Origin of the sequence: Bordetella genomosp. 11, from assembly GCF_002261215.1 — a bacterium.
Lineage (GTDB): Bacteria > Pseudomonadota > Gammaproteobacteria > Burkholderiales > Burkholderiaceae_B > Bordetella_C.
This window is the reverse complement of sequence record NZ_NEVS01000001.1, coordinates 1,431,015-1,452,198: the sequence shown is the minus strand read 5'-3', so window position 1 is coordinate 1,452,198 and position 21,184 is coordinate 1,431,015. Positions and strand designations below refer to the sequence as shown.

Genomic DNA, 21,184 nt, shown 5'->3' with positions numbered 1-21,184 from the left:
GGGATGAGATGCTCACCGTATTGAGGAACCGCACTTATCGTCACCTGTTCGCTGCGCAGGTGATCGCGCTGGTGGGCACTGGCCTGATGACCGTGGCGCTGGGCCTGCTCGCCTACGAACTGGCCGGCGCGAACGCCGGAGCGGTGCTGGGCACGGCGCTGGCCATCAAGATGCTTGCCTATGTCGGCATCGCCCCGGTCGCTCAGGCGTTCGCCGACCGCTTGCCGCGCAGATCGCTGCTGGTTGCCCTCGATCTGGCTCGGGCGGCCGTTGCTCTGTGTCTGCCATTCGTCACCGAGGTCTGGCACGTCTATGTGCTGATCTTCGTGTTGCAGGCGGCCTCCGCTGGATTCACGCCGACTTTTCAGGCGACCATCCCGGACATCCTGCCTGACGAGGAGGCGTACACGAAGGCGCTTTCGCTCTCGCGGCTGGCCTACGACCTTGAAAGCCTGGTTTCTCCGATGCTGGCGGCGGCGCTTCTAACCCTCATCAGCTTCCACAACCTGTTCGCCGGGACGGTGCTTGGCTTCCTTATCTCGGCCGCGCTGGTGGTCAGCGTGACGCTGCCCACTTCCGCGCCCGGCCCGCGTCGCGGCATCTGGGAGCGCACCACGCGAGGCATGCGCCTCTACCTTGCAACGCCGCGGCTGCGAGGACTGCTGGCGATCAACCTCGCCGTGTCGGCAGCGGGGGCGATGGTGATCGTGAATACGGTGGTCATCGTGAAGGCGCGCTTCGGCCTGGGCGAAGCGGAAGTGGCTTGGGCCTTGGCGGCGTTCGGGGGCGGTTCGATGATCGCCGCGTTTGCGCTGCCCGGGCTGCTCGACAAACTGGCGGATCGGCCTGTCATGGTCACGGGAGCGGCGGTGCTGGTGATCGGTACGGCCATCGGGGCGCTGACTCCATCCTATGTTCAGCTACTGCCGCTTTGGATGGTGATCAGTTTCGGCTACAGCGTGGCACAGACGCCTTCCGGTCGGCTGCTGCGCCGTTCGGCCCATGCCGAGGATCGGCCCGCGATATTCGCTGCTCAGTTCGCGCTGTCGCATGCCTGCTGGCTGATCTGCTATCCGTTGGCGGGACGCTTCGGGGCTGCCTCCGGACTGCAATCAACCTTCATCGTTATGTCCTTGATCGGCCTTGTCGGCGTAGTGCTTGCACTAAGGCTTTGGCCCGTCGGCGATCCATCTGATATCGCACACGACCACCCGGATTTAACGCCGGATCACCCCCATGTGCGCGCCCATTCCAACCAGAACAAGCACCGCCATCAGCTCATCGTAGATGACCTGCATCAGCGATGGCCGAACCTATAACGCTTCTGGTTCAAGAGCTACAGTGCCCGCTTTGGGGGAAAAAAGCGCAGCCACGTCCACGGAGACCGTGGGCGTGGCTGCAAGGTGGGAACAACGGAAAGCCGGCGGCGCGAGGCCGGCATTGGCGTGGGGATCAGGCGGCAACCAATTGCCGGGCCAGCGCGACCTCGACGGAATCACCGTCCTGGTTGAGCACATCCAGGCCCGATTCGGGCACGTCGCCCGAGGTGGACTGCGAGACCATGATCTTCTTGGCCATCAGCTCCAGGCATGTCATCTGCGAGGAGCCAGCGTAGCCGAGGTAGATCACGCGCACCGGCTGTTTCTGCCCGATGCGCCAGGAGCGGCGTGCCGCCTGCTGGAGCGAGTCGGGTAAGGACATGGCGTTGCCGCCACATCCTCCCCTAAGAACCGTACGTGAGAGTTTCCCCTCATACGGCTCAAGCCTTTCAAAGCCCCATTGCTGGAGCCGGTTTCACAACTGCAAGACCAAGGGTGTGGATCTGGTTGTGGCAGTTCGGATGACCATGACCAGATTGCCACGCAGATTGGAACCACCATCGACACGACGGACGATGTGGTGAACGTGCCACCCACTTTCCTTGGTGAGAGGCTCACCGCAGACGGGGCACTTCCCGTCCTGTTCCAACCACAAGTGCAGAAGCCGCTTCCGGCCTGCGAGGTTGTCCTTCATCTTGGTGCCGATACGGTCCTCGAAGTAGGTTTCCCACGCAGGGTCGAACGGATTTGCATCCGCGCGGATGACGGTGTGCCGCTTGATCTTGGTGTCGCTTGCCCTGCGAAGCTCAATCCAGCGCCTTTCGTTGCTGTCGCATTCTTCGCGTTCGCATGCGAACGCCCAAGTCCGACTTCCGATTACATGGAAATACCGCTCGCGAATCCACGTATGGTTCTTGTTCGGATGCCGGCGCTTGGCCCACCGCCAGAGTGCGCGCCAGATATCGCGGTCCAGACACTGGAATTGACGTGCGGCAACCACATGCCGATGGAAGTTCGCCCAACCTTGAATGACCGGGTTCAGCTTCTTGATCAGCGTGGCCTGCTTGGCCGTCTTGTGCGATTTGACGATCTCCCGAATCTTGTTGACGCAAGCCGAATAGTTGGCCGCTGATGGCTTGATCAGCAGTTTCCCATCGTACTTGCGCACGTTCTGACCCAGAAAATCGAAGCCTTCGCCGATGTGCGTCACCTTGGTCTTCTCCGCGGACAACGTGAGCCCGCGTTCTGCCAGGAACTGCTCCACCAATGGCTTGACTTCATCGACCAACAACTCCTGCGAGTTGCCGGTGATCACAAAGTCGTCTGCATACCGAATCAGGTGTACCTTGGGATGCACCATCTTTCCGCGCCGCATCGTCCGATAGAAGGTCCTCGACAGTAGCTGCTCAAGACCATCCAGAGCGAAGTTTGCAAGCGTCGGGGAAATGATGCCGCCCTGTGGCGTTCCCGCCTCGGTCGCAGACCAAATCGCCTTTTCCATGAAACCGCACTTCAACCACCTTTCCAGCACGCGCTTGTCCATGGGCACATTGCCCAGAAGCCAGTCGTGGCTGATGTGGTCGAAGCATCCCTTGATGTCAGCTTCAAGTACCCATTCGGCTGCATCACGCCGTCCCAGTGCAATGAAGCACCGTTCAATGGCGTCGGCGACGGAACGCTCCGGACGGAAGCCGTAGGAGCATCCGTCCGCCGTGGTCTCCGAGACGGGGAGCAAGCCGAGCAGATAAAGCGCCTGCATGGCCCGATCCTTCATCGTCGGGATACCGAGCGGCCGGAGTTTTCCGTTCGCCTTGGGGATGTGGACGCGCTTCAGCGGCGCGGGACGGTAGCCCCTGCGCTTCAGATCGCCCATGGCACGCAACTTCTTCTCCGGGGTGTCCCATACCACCTTGTCAACGCCCGGAGTCTTCTTGCCTTGGTTTTCAGTCACCCGCCTCACGGCCATTGCTTTGCCCGAGAACGAGTGGGTCAGCAGCCATTGCAAGGTTTTCACCTTGCCCCAGCGGCCTTCCTGCGTCGCCTTTACGATGCGCGCTTGCAGCCTCCTGACTTCCCGATGGCAACTGGCCCAGTCGATGCTGTGCCATCCGCCCGAGTCGCCGGAGAGCGCACCCGCGCAAGCAGCTTGCGTAGTCATTTGCTTTCTCTCCTATAAAGGTTCTTCAAACAATCTCGTAAAGAAAGACCATTGTGGAAGTCTGCCCGCTTTCGCGTGAAGTGATATCGCCTTGCGGCTCAACCCCTATCCGTCCCATTACAGAATCGGCATTCGCTTTCTCCACATTTCCTCTACCCGCACCTCCAACAGTGTTCCTTACGGTTCACCTTGAATCGCCCCGGGTATCGCGGAGGCTCCAACTCTTGAGAGAATGCGAGCCATGAGCAAGAACAACGCGAACAAGTTTTCCCCGGAAGTGCGCGAGCGCGCGGTGCGCCTGGTGCAGGAGTCCCGCAGCGAGTACCCGTCGCTATGGGTGGCGGTCGAGTCCATTGCGCCCAAGATCGGCTGCTCGGCGCAGACGCTGCTGACCTGGGTCAAGCGGCATGAAGTCGACAGCGGGCAGCGCCATGGCGTGACCACCAGCGAGCGCGAGCGGATCAAGGCCTTAGAACGAGAGGTGCGCGAACTTCGCCGTGCCAACGACATTCTGCGTACGGCCAGCGCTTTTTTCGCGCAGGCGGAGCTCGACCGCAAGCTGAAGTCGTAAACACCTACATCGACCGGCACCGGGAGGTCTACGGGGTCGAGCCGATCTGCAAGGTGTTGCAGGTTGCCTCGTCGGCCTATCGGCGCCACGCCGCGCGGCTGCGCGATCCATCGCGGCGCAGCGACCGCGCTCGGCGTGACGAACATCTGAAGCCGCATGTCCATCGGGTCTGGCAGGAGAACCATCGCGTGTACGGCGCTGACAAGGTCTGGCGGCAACTGAACCGCGAAGGCGTGGCGGTTGCCCGTTGCACGGTCGAGCGCTTGATGCGCGCCCAGGGCCTGCAAGGCGTGCGGCGCGGCAAGCGGTTGCGCACCACAGTTCCCGACGATGCGGCCACCCAGCCGCTGGATCGCGTCAACCGGCAGTTCCGGGCGGATCGGCCGAACCAGCTCTGGGTCTCGGACTTCACCTACGGTACGCCCAGCCAGCGTGGCCCGCCCGTATGGGGGTGAAACTGCTTGAGCATGTTTGGAATGCAGTACCCGGAGGAGTTGACGTTGTAGTACCGGGGCATGCCCTTCCTCTGCTGCGAGAGGAAGTGAGCCGAAGCGGCGGTGACTTGCCGACACTGGCAAGGTGACGTAGTCCGTGGGAAACGGGGCTTGCGGCGAAGCGGTTACGCCAAGATGAGCCTCCAGGCTGAGCATGGGACGGTTGAGGAACACGAACCTGTTAAACCGCATCTGAGGGTTGAAATGTCACCCCTGCCCACACCGCTTTACGGGCAGGACGCGAACTGTTGCCGGTCACACGTATGGCCCGGCGGCACGATTGCTGACCGGACAGGTAAGCTGATCAGCAAGGGTCCACGGGGAGCGCGCAGCTAGACCGTGGTGTTCGCGACGACTTGCGGCAAGCAAGGATAAAGACTGCGACAGGCAGCCTCGCCCATGCGTTGAGTCCAGCATGTGAACTGGGGAAGGCTTGCACAGATGTTAAGGGAGTGTGCCCCCGATGATGTGCGAGCTGGCGGAGCCTCCGTAGTAGTCCGAGACCGGGAAAGCCGGTCACATGGCGAAGGGAGGCAGTTGAAGTGGTTTGCTTGGTTGATTAACTGACCACAGTGAGGTGAAGACCTTTGATAATCAGTGAAATGCAAAGCAAACTGGCGGCATGGTCGACGGAGAACAAAGAGCGCAAGTTCGATCGTCTCCTGAGACTGATTGCTGACAGGGATTGGCTGAGCGAAGCGGCTCGCATTACGCTGGCATCCAGCGGAGCCCGCACACCGGGAGTGGACGGTGTTGACAAGCGCATGATGGAAGCGAATCTCCAGCATGAACTGGCGACGATACGCGACGAACTGTTGGCGGGCTCGTATAGTCCGCTGCCTGCGCGGCGCGTGTACATACCGAAGGCGAACGGCAAGCTCAGACCGCTCGGCATCCCTTGTCTACGGGATCGAATTGTGCAAAGGGCCATGCTGATGGCGATGGAGCCGATATGGGAGAGTGATTTCCATCCGGCTTCATATGGCTTCAGACCGGCCCGAAGCGTACATCACGCGATTCGCACGGTGAAGCTTCAGTTGCAGGATGGTGACGAACACAGTGTTGCCGGACGCTGGGTTATCGAGGGCGACCTCGCCAGCTACTTCGACACCGTTCATCATCGTCTGCTTCTGAAGGGAATCCGCAAGCGCATTGCCGATCAGCGCTTCCTTGCCCTGCTCTGGAAGTTCATCAAGGCGGGCTGCGTTGATCGCGATCTGTTTCGCGCTGCAAGCGAGGGGGTTCCCCAGGGCGGTGTCATCTCACCGCTCCTATCCAACATCATGCTGCACGAATTCGACGCGTGGATGGAGAAGAACTACCTGAGCAAGAAGGTGCGGAAGGATCGGTGGGCGTGGAACTTCGCCATTCTCAAGCAGCGTCCCATTACTGTACGAGAAAACCGGCAGTGGAAGCCAGCGGTTTCTTACTGTCGGTACGCGGATGACTTTGTGATCGTGGTCAAGGGAACGCGAGCGCATGCCGAGGCAGTACGCGAGGCGTGCAGGCAATTCCTTGAAGGCGAACTGAAGCTCACACTGAATATGGAGAAGACCCATATCACGCACGTGAACGACGGCTTCGTCTTCCTCGGTCACCGGATCATTCGTAAGCGCGGACCACGCGGCCGCATGCGGCCGGTGACGACGATTCCGTGGGAGAAGTATCGGGGCTTCGCCGAGCGGTTAGTCAAACAACTGTCGGGCAATTACGGCATGAACCGGATGGACCTGATGGAGAGCCTGAATCGGCAGATTGCCGGCTGGGCCGCCTTCTATCAATACACTGACTACACGGCCACCATGTTCAGAAAACTTGACCGGACCGTGTTCTGGAAGTTCGGATATTGGCTCGCGCGCAGGTATCGGCGCGGGTTCAGGTCGCTGATGCGCGATCATGTGCGGGCGCCAGAACCGGGACAGGCCAAGACATGGCTGCTTCATGGCCAGAATAGTCGGGGTTGGTACGGGGCGGTGGCGCTTCGGCGTCTTGTTACCAGCCGGAAGGGGCAATTCAGGTGGCGTAACCCGTCGGAGAATCCGTACATCCTGCGCGATGAGGCACGCAGTACCATCGAGTCACGCTATCCCGATGTCGCCTTTGCTATGAGCAACGCTTGAACGGAGAGCCGGATGCGCTGAGAGGTGCAAGTCCGGTTCGGGGAGGAGAGGCCGGGAGATAGCTCGACTACGCCCGGTCTCTTACTCCACTCTCGACATGGCAGGGCTGGCTGTACGTGGCCTTCGTCATCGACGTCTACGCCCGGCGCATCGTCGGCTGGCGCGTGAGCAAGTCCATGACGACGGACTTCGTACTCGATGCGCTGGAGCAGGCCCTGTATGCTCGTCAGCCCGGCAATGACGGTTCTCTGACCCATCACTCCGATAGGGGATCGCAATACGTGAGCATCCGCTATAGCGAACGGCTGGCCGAGGCCGGCATCGAGCCCTCGGTCGGTAGCCGGGGCGACAGCTACGACAATGCCTTGGCCGAGACGATCAACGGCCTGTACAAAGCCGAACTGATCCACCGTCGTGCGCCCTGGAAAAGCAGGGAATCCGTCGAGCTGGCCACCTTGGAATGGGTCGCCTGGTTCAACCATAAACGCCTGCACTCATCGATCGGCTATATCCCGCCCGCCGAGGCTGAGGCAAACTACTACAGCCAACTCGACAGAACCGCCGAAGAGGCCGGTTTACTTTAACCAAATGGCCTCCGCGAAACCCGGGGCGATTCATCTTCTGGCTCAAGCGAGCTTCAAAGTAGCTTTCCCATTCGGGATCGAACGGGTTGGCTAGGCCATTGACCTTGACGTGGCGTCGTATCTTGGTATCCGCCGCTATGCGCAGCATCTTCCATTTCACGTTGCCGTCAGGGAACCTCTGACCATCGTCCGCAGCAAACACCCAATTCCTGTTGCCTATCCGGTGGAAGTACCTTTCCTTAACCCAATAGGCCCCTTTCTTTGGATGCCGCCGCCTGCACCAGCGCCATAGGCTGCGCCATATGACTGCATCGACGCGAGTAAACGTCTGGGATGAAGCATCGGCACTGTGAAATTCCGCCCAACCCTTGATGCGTGGATTGAGCATGCCGATGAGGGCGTCTTGTTTCACTGCCTTGTTGGCACGGATCAAACCTCGGATCGAATCTAGAAAAGCCTTCGTGTTCTTCTTCGATGGCTGGGTCAGGCACACCCCGTTGAACTTGCGGATGTTCTTGCCCAGGAAGTCGAACCCTTCCGAGATATGAGTAACGCGAGTCTTCGCTTTCGAGATGTTGAGGCCCCTGGCGGCAAGAAACTTCTCCACCAGTGGCAGCACCTCTATTTCGAGTAGCTCACGCGAGTACCCCGTGACGATGAAGTCATCGGCGTAACGAACGAAGTTCACCTTCGGATCGTAGTGCTTGTTCTGGCGCCTCGTCCTGAAGAACGATTTGCCAAGAACCTCTTGCAATCCATCCAGCGCCATGTTCGCCAGCACCGGGGAGATGATCCCCCCTTGTGGAGTACCTGCCTCCGTCGGGAACAAACTACCGCTCTCGACGTATCCGGCCTTGAGCCAGCTTTTGAGGATCGCCTTGTCCATCGGAATGTTCTCGGCGAGCCAATCGTGGCTGATGTTGTCGAAACACCCTTCGATATCGGCTTCAAGGACCCACTCCGCAGAGCGTTTCCAAGCCAGCACCGTGTGGCATTGCCTGATGGCGTCTGCCACACTTCGGCCGGGGCGGAACCCGTAAGAGTCCTTATCCCCGGTCGTCTCCGCGATGGGTTCGAGAGCCAGCAGGTATAGTGCCTGCATAGCCCTATCCCTCATCGTGGGAATACCGAGAGGCCGCTTCTTGCCATTGGCTTTTGGAATATAGATCCGCCGTAACGGGCGGGGTCGATAGCCATGACGGCGAAGGGACAACACTGCTTCGGATTTGGTCTCCGGCGTTGACCACGTGACGCGATCCACACCAGGAGTCCTCTTTCCTTGGTTTTCAGTAACTCGTTTGACGGCCAATGCTTTGCCGCTGAACGAGTGGGTCAGAATCCACTGCAAGGATTTCGCCTTGCCGTATTTTCCTTCCCGAGTCGCCTTTACGATACGCGCTTGGAGCCTTCGCACTTCACGGTGACACTTGGCCCAGTCGATGCTGTGCCATGTGACCGATTCGTGTGAGGGCGCACCCGCGCAAGCAATTTCTTGCGTAGTCATCTGCAATTCCCTCTTATAGAAGGTTGGACAAGTTTTCTCGTAGAGAAAGACCAAGTGGAAGTCTGCTCGCTTTCGCGCAGGATGATGTTGCCTTGCGGCTCAATCCCTATCCGTCCCATTACAGGACGGCATTCGCCTTTTCCACATTCCTCTACCCGCACCACCAACAGCATTCCTTACGGTCTGCCTGCCCCGAGGGGCGGTGGTACGGGCTTACCGTGTTCCACGTGAGTAACAAGAGCGAGTTAGGTTCTGCCTTTTCACCGGTAGTCGTGATGTCCGCGCAACCCCAAACGGACGAGGGTTGACCGACTACGTTGCCTTTTGGCCCAAGCCTGTCAGCATCTTTGGCTTGTTCGCTATTACAGTGTTTATCAGCAGTTCACTTGCGTTAACCATGTCGCTCAGCCTAGCGACCCATCCGCCTTGATGCTGGCAGATTTGGCCCTCCCTCGCGGAAGGACCTTTCCCTCATGGGAGGTCTACATTGTCCCGACAGCTTCACACCACCTCGTTGCCGAAGTCGCATGTGTCGGTAGGCTACTGATAGCGGAATATCAGGTCTCGCTAACCCCGAGGGGCTGAGACAATTACTCACGTGACTTCACGTCACACCCCGTTTTTCACGAAATTGCGGGCGAGCCGCGGGAACATGAGGGCCATGGAAGTCTCCTGGTTGGCGGGGATGAAAGGCGGAAGCACGCCGAGGCGTGCTTCCGCGGGTGGGTCAAGCCGCTACCGCATCCGGCGTCCAAATCTTGGCCGGATAGGGATAGGCGGTGAGTACGTCACTGCGGATCAAGGAGCCCAGCGCCAGGGTCAGCGCCGGCACGTCGATGGCGAGCCGATGACCCTCCAGTGGCCCGAGGGCGAACGGAAGGCGGGCCAGCATCTCGCGGGTTTGCAGCAGTTCCAGCACGGTCTCGCGCCAGTGATCGAGCAGCGGCAACGGGCAGGTGTCCCGCACCAGCGTCCACATGCGGTCAAGCCGGTGGGCGTTGCCGCGTGGCAGCAGTGCGAGCGCGCTGGCGTTGGCCTTGTCGGGCTTCACGCAGCGGCGATCGAACAGCCACACGTTGGAGAGCGATCCGAACAGCGTTCGTCGGTAGGCGCGAGTCATGCACTTTTCCAGACGATCGACGTTGCCGATGAACACCGGGACGCTGCCGCCCTGGTCGGTGATGACGTGGAACTGGTCCAGTCCCTGCTCGTCGCGCCCGAGGGTCAGGCGAGCGAGGAATTGCTGGACGGCGGTGTCCCGCGCCCAGATCGAGAGGAAGACGAGGTTGCCTTGGTCATCGCCGACGCAAGCGTCGGCCATCACGTCGGGGCATTCGTCGATGCGGTAAAGCGTGGTGGAAGAAGTGTCTGCGGGCATGGTGGTGTCCTCGGATGAACGGGAACAGCACCGCCCGCTGGGGCAAGTACTGCCCCAAGGGGTGGAAGAAAACCGCTCAGTCCGGCTCGAACTGCCGGGTGTGCGGGTTGAAGTGAAGTGCCTCGTCCACCGCGGTAATCGGCGTGAAGCCGTCCAGGTAGATGTTGTTGAGGTACTGGTCGCGGTAGGTCAGTGCCTGCCGCGCCTGTTCCTCGGTGAGGCCATTGCCGATGAAGTACTCCTGCATTTCCTCGTCGGAGGACACTTCGTCGTTGGACAAACTGCCTTCAACGAGTTTCAGCAGCGAGGGCGGAAGCGCGGCCAGGATCGGGTCCATGTCGGTTCCTCCTGGCTCAGACCAACAGCGCTGCGGCGGGTGCCGTGGAAGCCGTCGGTGTGCGCCGCCGCGCGTGGTGGGCGCGAACGCCTGCACGCCATTCGGCGGACTGCTCCGGTGCGAGATCCAGATAGGACAGCGGGCACGAGTAGTAGTACGGGTGCATGGACTCTTCCAGCGGCTTGTAACCCCACTGGCTTCCGCTGCGTTCAAGCAGATCGCAGCGGATGTAGCGCAGGGATTGGCCCGGCGCCAGATCACGATGCACACCTTCGGCCTTGGCCGTCACTTCGGCGACGGACCAGAGGACGTTGCCACGCAGCGCGTGGGCGATGACCTTGACGCTGGCGCGCTCGGTCTCTTGCGGTGCGATCAGTTCCGCGATCAGTTCAGATCGCGATTGGGGGGAGAAATACCAGCCCATGAAAGGCCTCCTGGAAAGTGGAGCCGGAGGCCTCCCCGCGGGGGAGAACCCCCAGCGGGTGATGGAATGCCGCGTTAGCAGCGATGAAGTCGCGTGTCAGTACTCAAGATCACCGCAACCGGCCGGGCAGCAATCCCGATCGATGCCGTGCATGCAAATACCGTTTTCGGCATTCCAGTCCTGAGTCTCCTGCCTTTCGGCGGGTGTTGCGTAGTCCCCGTATTCCTCTGCTATCTGCAGGGCATATGCCTGCTGATGCTCGGGTAACCGATGTACTTGCACGTCAACTTCTGAACTGAACAGTTCCACGTACCAGTCGTGAGACTGTCCGCAGCCATGGATGGCTTGCTTGGCAGCCGTCTCGCAGACAGCCCGCCACGCGGTTTCATCCAGTGCGGAACGGTGGGTATCTGAAGCGATGTTGGACATGATGGAGACCTCCAAAGAAAAGGCCGGGGTCTCCCCCGCATGGGGAAAGAACCCCGGCGGGTGGATGAAGAACACCGCGGATGCAGCGTCTCCGATCACGCAGGTTGCAGTTCGGCCTGGCGGCTCCACTCCTGCGTCTTGAAGTCCAGCGCGTAGCCCATTTCGCCCAGGCGGGCGATCTGAGCACGCAGGGTGCGGCGGTCGATGGTCGAATCCAGTTTCACGGACTCGCCCAGCGGCCAGAGCAGGCCGAACAGACCGGCGTCGCCGTCCTCGGTGCCGCCGTGGGCAGCCGCCGCAGCGGGCGTCGGTGCATCCACGCCGAAGGGCGTGGTATCGACGAGAGGGTCCGCGGACACCTGCTCGGGGGCGGGCTTGGCGGGCCTGGACACCTTGGTGGGCTTGGCCGGCGTTGCCGCAGGCTGCGTCCCTTGCTCTTCATCGAGCGGATCGACGTCCTGGGTGGCGAAGCCGCGTGCTTCGTCGCGGCTCAGTTTGTCGATACCGATGAGCGTCATTCCGTCGAGGCTGGCGCGGATCTCGAACCGCATCCCGCCACCGACCGGATAGGACCGCGGGAAGATGTAGCGGATGATGAACTCCCCGTCGTACTTGCCTTCGGGGTACTGCTCCAGCTCGGGGTCCTTGACCTCGAACACACCGAGGTGTGTGGTGAGGCGGCCGACCGTGAACGGGCCGTTCCTGCCGCGGATGGTGCGCAGCGCGAGTTGCCCCGGAACGATGATGGGTGATACCGATTGCCCGGGTGCCGATGTGGTTGCCATGATGGTTCTCCTGTTGATGAGTGACGGGCCGCCGAGGGCACCCGGTGGATGAGATGAACTGGACCTCGCCCGAGATGAGCGAGGTCCGCCAGGCATCACGCCTTGAGCTGGCGCATGCCTTCGGCCAGGAGCCACAGCGCCCGGTTCAGGCGCAGGTTCTGGTCGATGCCTTGCACCGGACGGGTGCGTTGATGACGGCCGTTGGCCGAGCGTCCACTCAGACCTCCTTTGACGAGGTTCTCCTGGACGCGGTTGAAGACGGCCCACAGGTCGCCCTTGCGGTCGTCCCAGCGGCGGGGTGCCAGCAGTTGGCTCTCCGTGACAGGCGTGGACTTGGCCGGGTCGTTGTACTTGAGCGCGAGGGCGGAATGCGCAAAGATCTCCGCTTCGCCCTCATCGAGGGTGATGGTGCGCATCGCGTCGCGCGAGTTTTGCACGCGCTCGAAGCCTTCGAGGACTTCGTAGGCGCCTTCGATCACCTGACCTGCCACGTCGCCCTTGTGGGGAACACGGATGTCCGCGGTGGTGTCACCGCAGACCAGGCCGTTGTGGCAGACGAACCGGAACATGCCGGCCAGCATCTGGTAGCTGCTCGTGCCGTCGTGGCTGTTGAGCAGGATGATCTCGTTCGCCTCGTCGCCGTTGATCTGGCTGGCATGGCGAAGTCGGATGAGGTGCTTGGTGTATTCGCGCCGGTCTTCGTTGCGCACGCGCGTCTGGCACACCATGAAGGGCTCGAACCCCTCCTGGCGCAGCTTGGTCAGCACGGTCGCGGTCGGTATGTAGGCATACCGTTCGGACCGGCTCCCATGCGGAGCGTCGGCAAAGATCGATGGAGCAACGGAACGGATGCGGTCATCCGAGAGCGGGCGATCGGAACGCAGGATCGGGGACTGCGGGGCAAAACGGGATGCCAGAGACATGGTGGTTCTCCTTGGAGAAATGCGACAACCGCGCGGTCCTGAAACCACGCGGAACTCGGGGGATGAAGAACGCAGACGCGCTGGGCGCCATGGGGCGCAGCGGTTGCGGGGATGAGAACGGCAAGGCCCCGTGAGGGGCCATGCCGGTTCAGAACGAAGCAGCCAATGCCGGCTCCTCCTCGACTTCGCCTGCGGGCTCGCGCTCGGCGGGCTCGACAGGCTGGTCGGCAGCGGTGTCGGCGACAACCTCGGCTTCGGGCGCGGGTGCGTCCTCGGCTTGCGGCGCCTCGGCTTGCGCCTGGCTCGTCGGATAGACCTGGGTGCCGTCGATCTTGATGAGACCGATGTGGACCAGCGTCGATTCCAGGCTCGCTCCCGGTTCCCCGGCGCGCTCGCCCTTGGTGCGGATGTACGGATCGATCTTCATGTCGTTCAGACGGAAGGCGATCAGCACCTTGCGGTCCCCTTCGATGGCCTGCACGCACCGGCGAACCAGATGCTCGGCTTCAGGGGTGGCGACGATGGTGTCGAAGTACCGATATTCCGGTTCACCGACAGGCCCGGCCAGTGCCGCGACGCAGCACGACAGGAAGGGATCGCCATCCTTGGGGGAGACGTCCTTCGGACGGCTGAGGTAGCCGATGCCGCGGGTGATCAGCTCGTGCTGCTTGATCGAAGCCAGTTCGGCCCGGTCAAGCGGCTCGGCCTTCAGCAGTCGCGCCTTCAGAGACGCGGCGGCCTGGCCCTTGTGCTCACCCTTGTCGCGGATGTACGCATCGCCCCAGAGGTCGCCGAGGCGGAAGCGCACCAGCGGCCGCTCCTTGGGATCGTCAACGCCGATGTAGCGCTCGACCAGTTTCTTGGCCTCGGCACCCGAGACCTTGACGTCGAAGTAGCGGTAGCTGGGGTCCTTGGCGGAACCGACCAGTGCGGCGATGGTGCATGCCAGGAAGGGCTGCGCACGGCGGCCGCCCCGGACGGGAACCTCGCGGGCACGCTGGATGTAGCCGATGCCCGAGGTGTGGAGGTCGAAATACGATTTCTCGTTGGACGTGGTGCTCATGGTGAATCTCCATTGGGATGAAGCGGAGACACACCGGCCCCACGCATGCGGGGAAAGGTGCGTAACCCCGCGGTGGGTTGATAAGGCGAAAGCATCCGCCACCAGGACTGGTGGCCGCTCGCGGATGGATGCGGTGCGAGCTGGCTCGGTCACGCAGTGGGAACTGCGCGGCAACCTCGAAGACCATGGTTGCCTGGCATGTCGCTGACAACGTCAGCAGGCATGGGGTCAGCATGTACGGGCCTCGCGCGCGAGACAGCAAACAATGCGCATCCGGTCGCTCCCGTCTTTCCAGCACGCAGTAAAAAAAAAGCCCCTCGAAAGGGGCTGTTTGGGTCAGGGTTCGTACACGAAGTAGTGCTCGCGCTGACGCGGGAAGAACACATGCTTCCACGTGTCGCCGCTGGTGTTGCCGCCGTCGAACACGACCATTTCGTAGTCGTCAATGTCGGTGTCCATCAGGTCGGCGCTGGCGATATGGCGCATGTGCAGCGCGCCGTGCGTGCGCTCGAACACCAGGATCTGGCCGATGGCGTCGTCCTGGCTCATGGCGTTGACGCAGGCTCCGAGCTGGCGCTCGAAATCCGGTGCGCGCGAGATGAGGTCGGGGAACATGAGATTGCTCCTATGAAAACGGACCAGCCCGGCTCCTTGGGGGAGACGGGCTGGCATGGGGGACAAAGAGGAAGATTGGCGCGTCGTGCGGCTGCTATGACTCAGCCAGTGGCAGGCCCAGCAGCGCAGGTGCGTCGGCGTCGAGGATCAGGATGCGCACATCGGCCTGGCCGGCCAGTTCAAGGATGTTCGCCAGGTCGTCCGGCATGCCCTTGTTCCGGTGCTCCTGCCGAAGCTGCTCGGCGGTGATGCCCTCGGCGTGCTCCAGGTTCTGGTCCGTCCAGGGCGTGGAGATCAGCTTGACGCCGATCGCCGGGCTGTACGGCACTCGAAAGGCGATGAACAGCATGGCCTCCGGCGTGGCGAGGTCCGCCAGGTTGGCGAGGTAGTGCCAGGTATCGACCGTGATGTGCTCACGGCTGATCTCCCAGCACCGGCTGTAGTAGCCGGTCTCGAAACTCAGGCGCTGCACCACTTCCCGCGCGGCCTCGGCCGAATAGGCGTCACCGACGTGGACTGGGCGGCCGTCGAAGTCCTCGCCATGGATGGCATAGACCACAGCACCGATCACACCTTCGCCGCTGACGCCTTCACCGGCATCGCATTCGGCCAGTGCCTCGGCGTTCACGGCTTCGCGGCCATCGCTGACCACGGCGAAATCGTTGGCGACGATGCAGGACGATGAAACCAGTTCCTCGTCGGAGAGGTGTTGCTGGCTCGCGTGGATGTTGCGCCAGACATGCGGGCTTCCGTCCTCGTAGCTGATGCACAGCGTGCGGACGATTTTCAGATTCCAGTAGCCACGGAGAAAGGGATTGGGTTTCTGGGACATGGGAACTCTCCAGATTGAATAATGGAGCCAATTCCCGCCACCGGGAACTGGACCCGGTGGGTTGAAAATGGAAAATGCGTCAGACAACGCTGACCTTGGCGATGTCAGCACTGCGCTGGACGACGGGAAATGAATCGAGGGACGTGGCCTCGGGGCGCATGTCCCTCGTGGGGAGTGAACGAGAACGCAATGGTGTGCCGGAGACCGGCTCACCAACCGTTGTAGTTCACGAGCAGGTCGGCGATGACCTTGCGGCGTTGCAGGTCGAGACCGTCGAAGTCCGACAGCCCGTGGAAGTGGCAGCGCTTGAGCATGGCACCGCCCTCACGCGCGTTGTAGAAGCTGACCATGGCGGACAGGAACATGCGTTCGCCGCTGCTCAGGACGCCGAGGGCGTCGTTGAGCCGCAGCATGTTGGGACGCAGATCCCACTTGCTCTTGGCCTGGTTCAGACCTTCACGGGTGCCGTCGCCGAACCACTCGGGGCCAGCAATCTCGACGCCGCGCTTCCATGCCTCGAAAAAGGCTTGGGGCGCGGCAGCGAAATGCTGGTCTTCCCGCATGATCTGATCGACGACTTCCCGCGGCAGTAGCTGGTTCATGACGTGATTCCTCCAGTTTGGATCAAGGAACGGCGAGCTGGGACCAGCCGCCTCTTTCGAGGGCACGTTGAGCCGCGGCATAGCTGCGGAAGTACTCGCGGGATTCCCGCGAAACGGGGCCTTCGGTATCGCGCGTGCCGATGTAGTGACCGGCGGCGCTTTGCAGGACTTCGAGCGGCAGGAACTTGCCGCAGTAGGTCGAGGCCAATTGGCCGAAAGAGGCTTGCTGGGACATGGACGGGCTCCTTGGGAAAAAGCGGGGCCTCGTCCCTCACGGGATGGCAGCTCCCGCACGCGGTTGATAAAAAGCATCGACGTCACGAGGACGCGCGTCCGCAGACCTGATGCGATGCGGACTGGTGGGCAACGCGGGAGAGACCCGCGGCAGCCTGGAACCCTGGCTGCTGGCATGTGCTGACGAATCAGCGAACATGCGGGCATATTCGTGCGCGGGCCGTGCCGCGTCAGTTGGAAAACGGCATCCGGCCCAGCCCCGATTGATGTGTGCAGAGAAAAAGAAACCCCGCATCGAGTGCGGGGCTGTGAGGGGCGTCGGTGCTGGGTCAGTCGGGCGTGTCGCCCAGGACATGCTTCTTCCACAGGTCAATTGCCTGCTCGGGCGGAAGCTCGGCAAGGATGATGATGGGCTGGGTCTGCCGAGCGCGCAGCGAAGCGAAGTACGCCTTGCGGTCGGCAATGGCCTTGAGCTTGATGCCCTTGATGAACAGAAGTTTGCCGTCCTTGATGAACAGCACCCTGTTGCCGATGTCGCGCTTGAACGCGGCTCGCAACTTGCGTTCCCTGTGCATGGCTTCGGCCAGTTCATCGACTAGGAAGTCGAGCGTCATGTCGATGTAGTGAGGGTCTTCGCCCTCCTGGCCGAGGTCGAGCGGAGCAGGCGGCAGACCCTTGGCGAAGGCTTCGGCCTGAGCCAGAAGCGCCTTCTTGCCATCGAGCGCACGCAGGAATGTCGAACCGCCGTTCCCGCCGTTGCGGGCCTCGGCAATGGGAGTGCCGTCGAGCACGACAATGGCGGTGAAGCACAGCGTTTCGTCGCTGGCGAAGTCGGACACTCTGAGGTCTTTCAGCGTGATGCGGTCTTGCTTGGTGATGTTTTCCATGGGAAGTCCTGAACTCAACCGGGTGGCGACATGCCCCTGTCGGGACGTGGCGGCCATCCCGTGGGTTGGAGAAAAGAGGCATCGATGCCCCGGTGGGCAGCGTTCGCCGGTGAGATGCCGGGGCGAACTGGCGGGTGGCGCGGGTGGAACCCGCGGCAGCCTTGACACCCGGGCTGCGGGCTGTTGCCGATACATCGGCAATGCAGGAGGGAGAATGGCGCAGCCCGCAGGCTGCGTCGCCGATCAATCCGAAGCGGTCGAGCCCGTCTTGTTCAGGTACTGCACCAGGCGCTGGCCCAGCCATGTCATGCACGGACTGGCACGGCATGCCGCCGACCAGGATGTCGGGCGCCTGCACGGTGCCGGCGCGCACCAGGCGGGCGATCGCGGTCATGTCGCCGAGGTTCGGCACGTGGGGGTAACGGTGGGCGAGCACGGCGCTCGGGAACGGCTCGATCTCGGCGAACCACGCGGCTTCGAGGCCGAGGGGTTGCCAGGCGAGGCTCACGGCCTCGATGCCGCTGCACACGCTGCCGTACAGCAGTGGCGCGGCCTGGGGCGCACCGCGTGGGGTGCGAGGTTGCGGGTTCATGTCGGGTCTCCTGTTCGTGTGGCCCTGGGCGGGCCGGGACGTTGATCGGCAGGAGAAAGGCGCCGAAGGCCATGCGGCCTTCGGCTCGGGAGGACGGAACCACCCGTGGGCTGTTGCAGGCCCGGTCGTCGCTAGAACCGTCTGCTGTCAGCAATCGCACCCGGCGCATGTCGTGGTTGGCGCCGGCATCTTCTGGCGCACATCCGCGCACAAAAGGAGCCCAGTTTTTCGCCGTTGGGCACGGCATCGAATACCGCTGACCACGAAGGGTCTCCGGGTGGCTCGCGAAGCCTTGCAAGCCATCGGGGGACCCTTCGCAGAGGCGGAAAAATGCAGATCAGCAGAACGCGCCGGGAAACCCCGGACATGGTTCGCGGAGAAGCTACCTTCAGGTCCCGCGGCCGGGGACGGCCGGGCGGGACGCGCACACGGACAAGAGAAGGCGTTGCGCGCTGGGCGTCCCGCAGGGCGTGCGGGACATGGGCCACGCCGCCGATGGCGGGCACGGCTCTCGGGGAACGGGGTCGGTCAAGAGCCTCTGCGGCCGCTACTGCGCGGGCGCGAGGCACCGCGCTTGGACGCACCGGTTTCGACCGGCAGCGTGCCTTTGCAGTCGGGGTAGCGACTGCACGACCAGAAGGGGCCGGTCTTGCCGGTGCGCTGGCGCGTCGGTGCGCCGCACTGCGGGCAAGCGGGTCCTTGGGGAACCTTGATGGACAGCGAGGTGCTGCCGTACTGCGCGATCAGTTGCGAAATCCATGCGGTCTGCTTGCCGAGGAACACCTCCAGGGTGAGCTGTCCGGCCTCGATCATGTCGAGCGCCTGTTCCCACACGGCGGTGGTTCCGGGGTCGGCAATCGCCGCGGGCACGGCGTCGATCAACGTGAATGCCGCATCCGATGCACGGATGGAGCGTCCTTTCTTCACGATGTAGCCGCGGGCGATCAGCCCACTGATGATGTTGGCCCGTGTCGCCTCGGTGCCGATGCCGACCGTATCCTTGAGCTTCTGCTTCAGGCGCGGGTCCGTCACCAGCTTGGCGACCCCCTTCATGGACTTGACCAGTTCGCCCTGCGTGTAGGGCTTGGGCGGCATCGTCTTGAGCGCCTTGATCTCGGCTTCGGCCACCTGGCACGCCATGCCCTCGCGCAGCGCGGGGAGCACCTGGCTGCGCGCCGTGGCTTCTCCATCCTCGTCCGCATGCGGCTCGGCCAGCACCAGACGCCAGCCTCTGACGACCACCTGCTTTCCGGTGGCCGCCAGCTTCTGCTGGCCGCAGGAAAGCTCGGCAACGGTGCGGTCGAACTCGTGGTGAGGGAGGAACTGCGCGAGGTAATGCGCGCGGATCAGCCGGTACACCGCCAGTTCCTTCTCGCTCATCGCAGAGAGGTTCGCGGGTTCGAGCGTCGGAATAATGCCGTGGTGCGCCGTCACCTTGCCGTCGTTCCAGGCGCGTGAGCGCTGGGAGAGGTCGAGCTGGCCCATGATGGGATGCAGCGAGGGGTCGGTCTTGAGCAGGCTGTCCAGGACCGTGGCCACCTCGGCGAACATGCTTTCGGGCAGGTAACCCGAATCGGAGCGTGGATACGTCGTGGCCTTGTGCGTCTCGTACAGGGCCTGGGCGATCTCCAATGTCTCTTGCACGTCCAGCCCAAGCTGCTTGGAACAGACCTCCTGCAAGGTGCCCAGATCGAACAGCAGCGGCGGGCCTTCGCGCACGCGCTCGGTCTCGACCGACACCACCTGGGCGCTGCCCGCAGTGCGGATCTGCTGCGCGGCCTGCTGGGCGATGGGCTGCTGCAGACAGCGGCCGGCGTCGTCGGTGCAGCCATCGGGCGGAACCCACTGCGCGCTGAAAGTCTGTCCACCTGCGGAAAGGGACACGTTGATGGCCCAGAACGGCACCGACTTGAAGGCCGCGATCTCGCGGTCGCGGTCCACGACGAGTTTGAGCGTCGGCGTCTGGACGCGCCCGACCGACAGTACGCCGTCGTAGCCGGCCTGCCGGCCCAGCACGGTGAACAACCGGCTGAGGTTCATGCCCACGAGCCAATCGGCGCGCGAGCGCGCCAGCGCCGAGTAGTACATCGGCAGCGTGTCGGACGACGGCCGCAGCTTGCCGAGCGCGGTGCGGATGGACGCATCGTTGAGCGCCGACAGCCATAACCGCTCGATGGGGCCGCGGTAGCCGCACAGGTCGATGATCTCGCGAGCGATCAACTCGCCCTCGCGGTCAGCATCGGTGGCGATGACCAGATGGGTCGCCTTCCCCAGAAGCGCTTTGACGACCTTGAATTGCGTGGCGGTCTTCGGCTTGACCTCGACCCGCCACTGCTGGGGGATGATAGGTAGCTGCTCCAGCGACCAGCGCTTGAGCGCGGCGTCATAGACCTCGGGTGGCGCAGCTTCAACAAGATGGCCGATGCACCAGGTGACGGTGACACCGGAGCCGTTCAGGCAACCCTCACCGCGCTGCGTGGCGCCGAGAATCCGGCCAATGTCTTTGCCCTGGGAGGGCTTCTCGCACAAAAACAGCCGCATGTCCGTTCATCCGAATTCCGTGGTTCATTGAGTTGCTGGAATCGAGGATGCCGAGCATCACCAGAGGCAGCAGCAAACAAGCCGCATGCGGTGGCGACCACTTTCACGCCGATGGAATGGCGAGGACGGGAGTGACGCGCGGCCGGGGATGTGTGGGCCGGGAGCCGCGTTTTTTTGAGGCGCGTGGAAGCCAGTTGACGTTGATGGAGCTATCCCCTGGGGATAAATCCACCGAGTACATGACATCGAACATGGGGCGATGGCCGACTGCCGCTGCCCCATGCCAGTTCACTTCCTGCGCTTCGGCTCCTTCGGCTCGGTCGGTTCCGGGGCGGTCTGGGGTTTCGGCTGAGCGTCCTGCACGGTCTCCTGCTGCTTGGGGCTGAGGGTCACGGACTCGATGCGGAACGGCAGGATGCCGACGCTGCGCGCATTGATCTGCCAGGTCTCGCGCGGCTGATCCTCGTTGTCCGTCCAGGGTTCGCGCTCCATGCGGCCGACGACCTGCACGCGCATGCCTTTCTGGTACAGGTCCTTCCAGTGCGCGGCGTCGCGGTGCCAGATTTCGACTGGCGCCCAGAAGCCGCCGCGGTCCTCGAAATCACCGCCCTTGGTGGGGACAGGGTTGTCAAAATACACGTTCAGCCGCAGCAAGCGCCGCGGCTCGTCGTTGCCGTTGGGGAACTCCCGGTACTCGGGGGGCGAGCCGATGTTGCCCTCGCCCCAAAAATGCGTGCTCATATTGCAATCTCCGTGGTGGTTGAAATACCCGCACCTGGTCGGCGGCGGGCG

The 21,184-nt window shown here is 62.6% G+C and carries 18 protein-coding genes, 4 pseudogenes and 1 other annotated feature; of the genes and pseudogenes, 4 read left to right on the top strand and 18 right to left on the bottom strand.

Annotated elements, in window-relative coordinates:
- Positions 1–8 precede the first annotated feature (8 nt).
- Positions 9–1,319 (top strand): MFS transporter, encoded by a 1,311-nt coding sequence (locus tag CAL28_RS06535; RefSeq protein ID WP_094840518.1) that lies wholly within the window; start codon positions 9–11, stop codon positions 1,317–1,319.
- Between the two features lie 133 nt (positions 1,320–1,452).
- On the opposite strand, the pseudogene CAL28_RS06530 reads toward CAL28_RS06535, so the two are convergent.
- Positions 1,453–1,686: pseudogene (locus tag CAL28_RS06530) on the bottom strand (DEAD/DEAH box helicase); the annotation flags it as partial.
- A 108-nt stretch (positions 1,687–1,794) separates the two neighbouring features.
- Positions 1,795–3,477, bottom strand: a complete 1,683-nt coding sequence (gene ltrA / locus CAL28_RS06525; RefSeq protein ID WP_094840517.1) for a group II intron reverse transcriptase/maturase — start codon at positions 3,475–3,477, stop codon at positions 1,795–1,797.
- A gap of 232 nt (positions 3,478–3,709) precedes the next feature.
- Here ltrA (CAL28_RS06525) and CAL28_RS06520 point away from each other — a divergent pair.
- The 3 genes and pseudogenes from CAL28_RS06520 to CAL28_RS06510 all read left to right on the top strand — a co-directional run.
- Positions 3,710–4,464 (top strand): annotated as a pseudogene (locus tag CAL28_RS06520) (IS3 family transposase); the annotation flags it as partial.
- Positions 4,003–4,119, top strand: a sequence feature (AL1L pseudoknot). (Overlaps the previous pseudogene by 117 nt.)
- A gap of 680 nt (positions 4,465–5,144) precedes the next feature.
- Positions 5,145–6,662, top strand: coding sequence for a group II intron reverse transcriptase/maturase (gene ltrA, locus CAL28_RS06515; RefSeq protein WP_094840516.1), 1,518 nt, complete (start codon positions 5,145–5,147; stop codon positions 6,660–6,662).
- Positions 6,663–6,745: 83 nt separating this feature from the next.
- Positions 6,746–7,246: pseudogene (locus CAL28_RS06510) on the top strand (IS3 family transposase); the annotation flags it as partial.
- Here CAL28_RS06510 and ltrA (CAL28_RS06505) read toward each other — a convergent pair.
- The 16 genes and pseudogenes from ltrA (CAL28_RS06505) to CAL28_RS06425 all read right to left on the bottom strand — a co-directional run bounded on the left by ltrA (CAL28_RS06505) (position 7,137) and on the right by CAL28_RS06425 (position 21,133).
- The gene (ltrA, locus tag CAL28_RS06505) at positions 7,137–8,750 is read right to left on the bottom strand and encodes a group II intron reverse transcriptase/maturase (protein ID WP_254926006.1); all 1,614 of its coding nucleotides are present in this window, start codon (positions 8,748–8,750) and stop codon (positions 7,137–7,139) included. The pseudogene CAL28_RS06510 and the gene ltrA (CAL28_RS06505) sit on opposite strands and share 110 nt — an antisense overlap.
- Positions 8,751–9,477: 727 nt before the next feature.
- Positions 9,478–10,128 carry a hypothetical protein gene (locus tag CAL28_RS06500; RefSeq protein ID WP_094840515.1) on the bottom strand — a complete coding sequence of 217 codons (651 nt, stop codon included), beginning with the start codon at positions 10,126–10,128 and terminating at the stop codon, positions 9,478–9,480.
- A 76-nt stretch (positions 10,129–10,204) separates the two neighbouring features.
- A complete protein-coding gene (locus CAL28_RS06495) occupies positions 10,205–10,465 on the bottom strand; it encodes a hypothetical protein (protein ID WP_094840514.1) in 261 nt (86 codons plus the stop codon).
- A gap of 16 nt (positions 10,466–10,481) precedes the next feature.
- Positions 10,482–10,889 (bottom strand): hypothetical protein, encoded by a 408-nt coding sequence (locus CAL28_RS06490; protein ID WP_094840513.1) that lies wholly within the window; start codon positions 10,887–10,889, stop codon positions 10,482–10,484.
- A gap of 96 nt (positions 10,890–10,985) precedes the next feature.
- The gene (locus CAL28_RS06485; protein ID WP_176463896.1) at positions 10,986–11,318 is read right to left on the bottom strand and encodes a hypothetical protein; all 333 of its coding nucleotides are present in this window, start codon (positions 11,316–11,318) and stop codon (positions 10,986–10,988) included.
- A 95-nt stretch (positions 11,319–11,413) separates the two neighbouring features.
- A complete protein-coding gene (locus tag CAL28_RS06480) occupies positions 11,414–12,103 on the bottom strand; it encodes a DUF3275 family protein (RefSeq protein WP_094840511.1) in 690 nt (229 codons plus the stop codon).
- Between the two features lie 95 nt (positions 12,104–12,198).
- A complete protein-coding gene (locus CAL28_RS06475; protein WP_094840510.1) occupies positions 12,199–13,026 on the bottom strand; it encodes a DUF932 domain-containing protein in 828 nt (275 codons plus the stop codon).
- 148 nt (positions 13,027–13,174) lie between these two features.
- On the bottom strand, positions 13,175–14,089 hold the full coding sequence (locus CAL28_RS06470; RefSeq protein ID WP_094840509.1) for a DUF3577 domain-containing protein: 915 nt from the start codon (positions 14,087–14,089) through the stop codon (positions 13,175–13,177).
- Positions 14,090–14,425: 336 nt separating this feature from the next.
- A complete protein-coding gene (locus CAL28_RS06460) occupies positions 14,426–14,704 on the bottom strand; it encodes a uridylate kinase (RefSeq protein ID WP_094840508.1) in 279 nt (92 codons plus the stop codon).
- 94 nt (positions 14,705–14,798) lie between these two features.
- Positions 14,799–15,536, bottom strand: a complete 738-nt coding sequence (locus tag CAL28_RS06455; RefSeq protein ID WP_094840507.1) for an ABC transporter substrate-binding protein — start codon at positions 15,534–15,536, stop codon at positions 14,799–14,801.
- A gap of 209 nt (positions 15,537–15,745) precedes the next feature.
- Complete coding sequence (locus CAL28_RS06450) at positions 15,746–16,138, bottom strand: hypothetical protein (protein WP_094840506.1); 393 nt, start codon at positions 16,136–16,138, stop codon at positions 15,746–15,748.
- A gap of 22 nt (positions 16,139–16,160) precedes the next feature.
- Positions 16,161–16,373 (bottom strand): hypothetical protein, encoded by a 213-nt coding sequence (locus CAL28_RS06445; RefSeq protein WP_023095519.1) that lies wholly within the window; start codon positions 16,371–16,373, stop codon positions 16,161–16,163.
- Positions 16,374–16,701: 328 nt separating this feature from the next.
- Positions 16,702–17,259 carry a hypothetical protein gene (locus tag CAL28_RS06440; RefSeq protein WP_094840505.1) on the bottom strand — a complete coding sequence of 186 codons (558 nt, stop codon included), beginning with the start codon at positions 17,257–17,259 and terminating at the stop codon, positions 16,702–16,704.
- Between the two features lie 313 nt (positions 17,260–17,572).
- Positions 17,573–17,851: pseudogene (locus CAL28_RS06435) on the bottom strand (DNA cytosine methyltransferase); the annotation flags it as partial.
- Positions 17,852–18,379: 528 nt separating this feature from the next.
- On the bottom strand, positions 18,380–20,392 hold the full coding sequence (locus CAL28_RS06430) for a DNA topoisomerase III (protein WP_094840504.1): 2,013 nt from the start codon (positions 20,390–20,392) through the stop codon (positions 18,380–18,382).
- 288 nt (positions 20,393–20,680) lie between these two features.
- Positions 20,681–21,133: a single-stranded DNA-binding protein gene (locus tag CAL28_RS06425; protein WP_094840503.1), complete on the bottom strand. Its 453-nt coding sequence runs from the start codon at positions 21,131–21,133 to the stop codon at positions 20,681–20,683.
- Positions 21,134–21,184 lie beyond the last annotated feature (51 nt).

What these genes read in the sequence shown, in the direction of transcription:
- CAL28_RS06535 (WP_094840518.1), top strand. Translation starts at nt 9, where the DNA reads ATGCTCACCGTATTGAGGAACCGCACTTATCGTCACCTGTTCGCTGCG.
- ltrA (WP_094840517.1), bottom strand. Translation starts at nt 3,477, where the DNA reads ATGACTACGCAAGCTGCTTGCGCGGGTGCGCTCTCCGGCGACTCGGGC.
- ltrA (WP_094840516.1), top strand. Translation starts at nt 5,145, where the DNA reads ATGCAAAGCAAACTGGCGGCATGGTCGACGGAGAACAAAGAGCGCAAG.
- ltrA (WP_254926006.1), bottom strand. Translation starts at nt 8,750, where the DNA reads ATGACTACGCAAGAAATTGCTTGCGCGGGTGCGCCCTCACACGAATCG.
- CAL28_RS06500 (WP_094840515.1), bottom strand. Translation starts at nt 10,128, where the DNA reads ATGCCCGCAGACACTTCTTCCACCACGCTTTACCGCATCGACGAATGC.
- CAL28_RS06495 (WP_094840514.1), bottom strand. Translation starts at nt 10,465, where the DNA reads ATGGACCCGATCCTGGCCGCGCTTCCGCCCTCGCTGCTGAAACTCGTT.
- CAL28_RS06490 (WP_094840513.1), bottom strand. Translation starts at nt 10,889, where the DNA reads ATGGGCTGGTATTTCTCCCCCCAATCGCGATCTGAACTGATCGCGGAA.
- CAL28_RS06485 (WP_176463896.1), bottom strand. Translation starts at nt 11,318, where the DNA reads ATGTCCAACATCGCTTCAGATACCCACCGTTCCGCACTGGATGAAACC.
- CAL28_RS06480 (WP_094840511.1), bottom strand. Translation starts at nt 12,103, where the DNA reads ATGGCAACCACATCGGCACCCGGGCAATCGGTATCACCCATCATCGTT.
- CAL28_RS06475 (WP_094840510.1), bottom strand. Translation starts at nt 13,026, where the DNA reads ATGTCTCTGGCATCCCGTTTTGCCCCGCAGTCCCCGATCCTGCGTTCC.
- CAL28_RS06470 (WP_094840509.1), bottom strand. Translation starts at nt 14,089, where the DNA reads ATGAGCACCACGTCCAACGAGAAATCGTATTTCGACCTCCACACCTCG.
- CAL28_RS06460 (WP_094840508.1), bottom strand. Translation starts at nt 14,704, where the DNA reads ATGTTCCCCGACCTCATCTCGCGCGCACCGGATTTCGAGCGCCAGCTC.
- CAL28_RS06455 (WP_094840507.1), bottom strand. Translation starts at nt 15,536, where the DNA reads ATGTCCCAGAAACCCAATCCCTTTCTCCGTGGCTACTGGAATCTGAAA.
- CAL28_RS06450 (WP_094840506.1), bottom strand. Translation starts at nt 16,138, where the DNA reads ATGAACCAGCTACTGCCGCGGGAAGTCGTCGATCAGATCATGCGGGAA.
- CAL28_RS06445 (WP_023095519.1), bottom strand. Translation starts at nt 16,373, where the DNA reads ATGTCCCAGCAAGCCTCTTTCGGCCAATTGGCCTCGACCTACTGCGGC.
- CAL28_RS06440 (WP_094840505.1), bottom strand. Translation starts at nt 17,259, where the DNA reads ATGGAAAACATCACCAAGCAAGACCGCATCACGCTGAAAGACCTCAGA.
- CAL28_RS06430 (WP_094840504.1), bottom strand. Translation starts at nt 20,392, where the DNA reads ATGCGGCTGTTTTTGTGCGAGAAGCCCTCCCAGGGCAAAGACATTGGC.
- CAL28_RS06425 (WP_094840503.1), bottom strand. Translation starts at nt 21,133, where the DNA reads ATGAGCACGCATTTTTGGGGCGAGGGCAACATCGGCTCGCCCCCCGAG.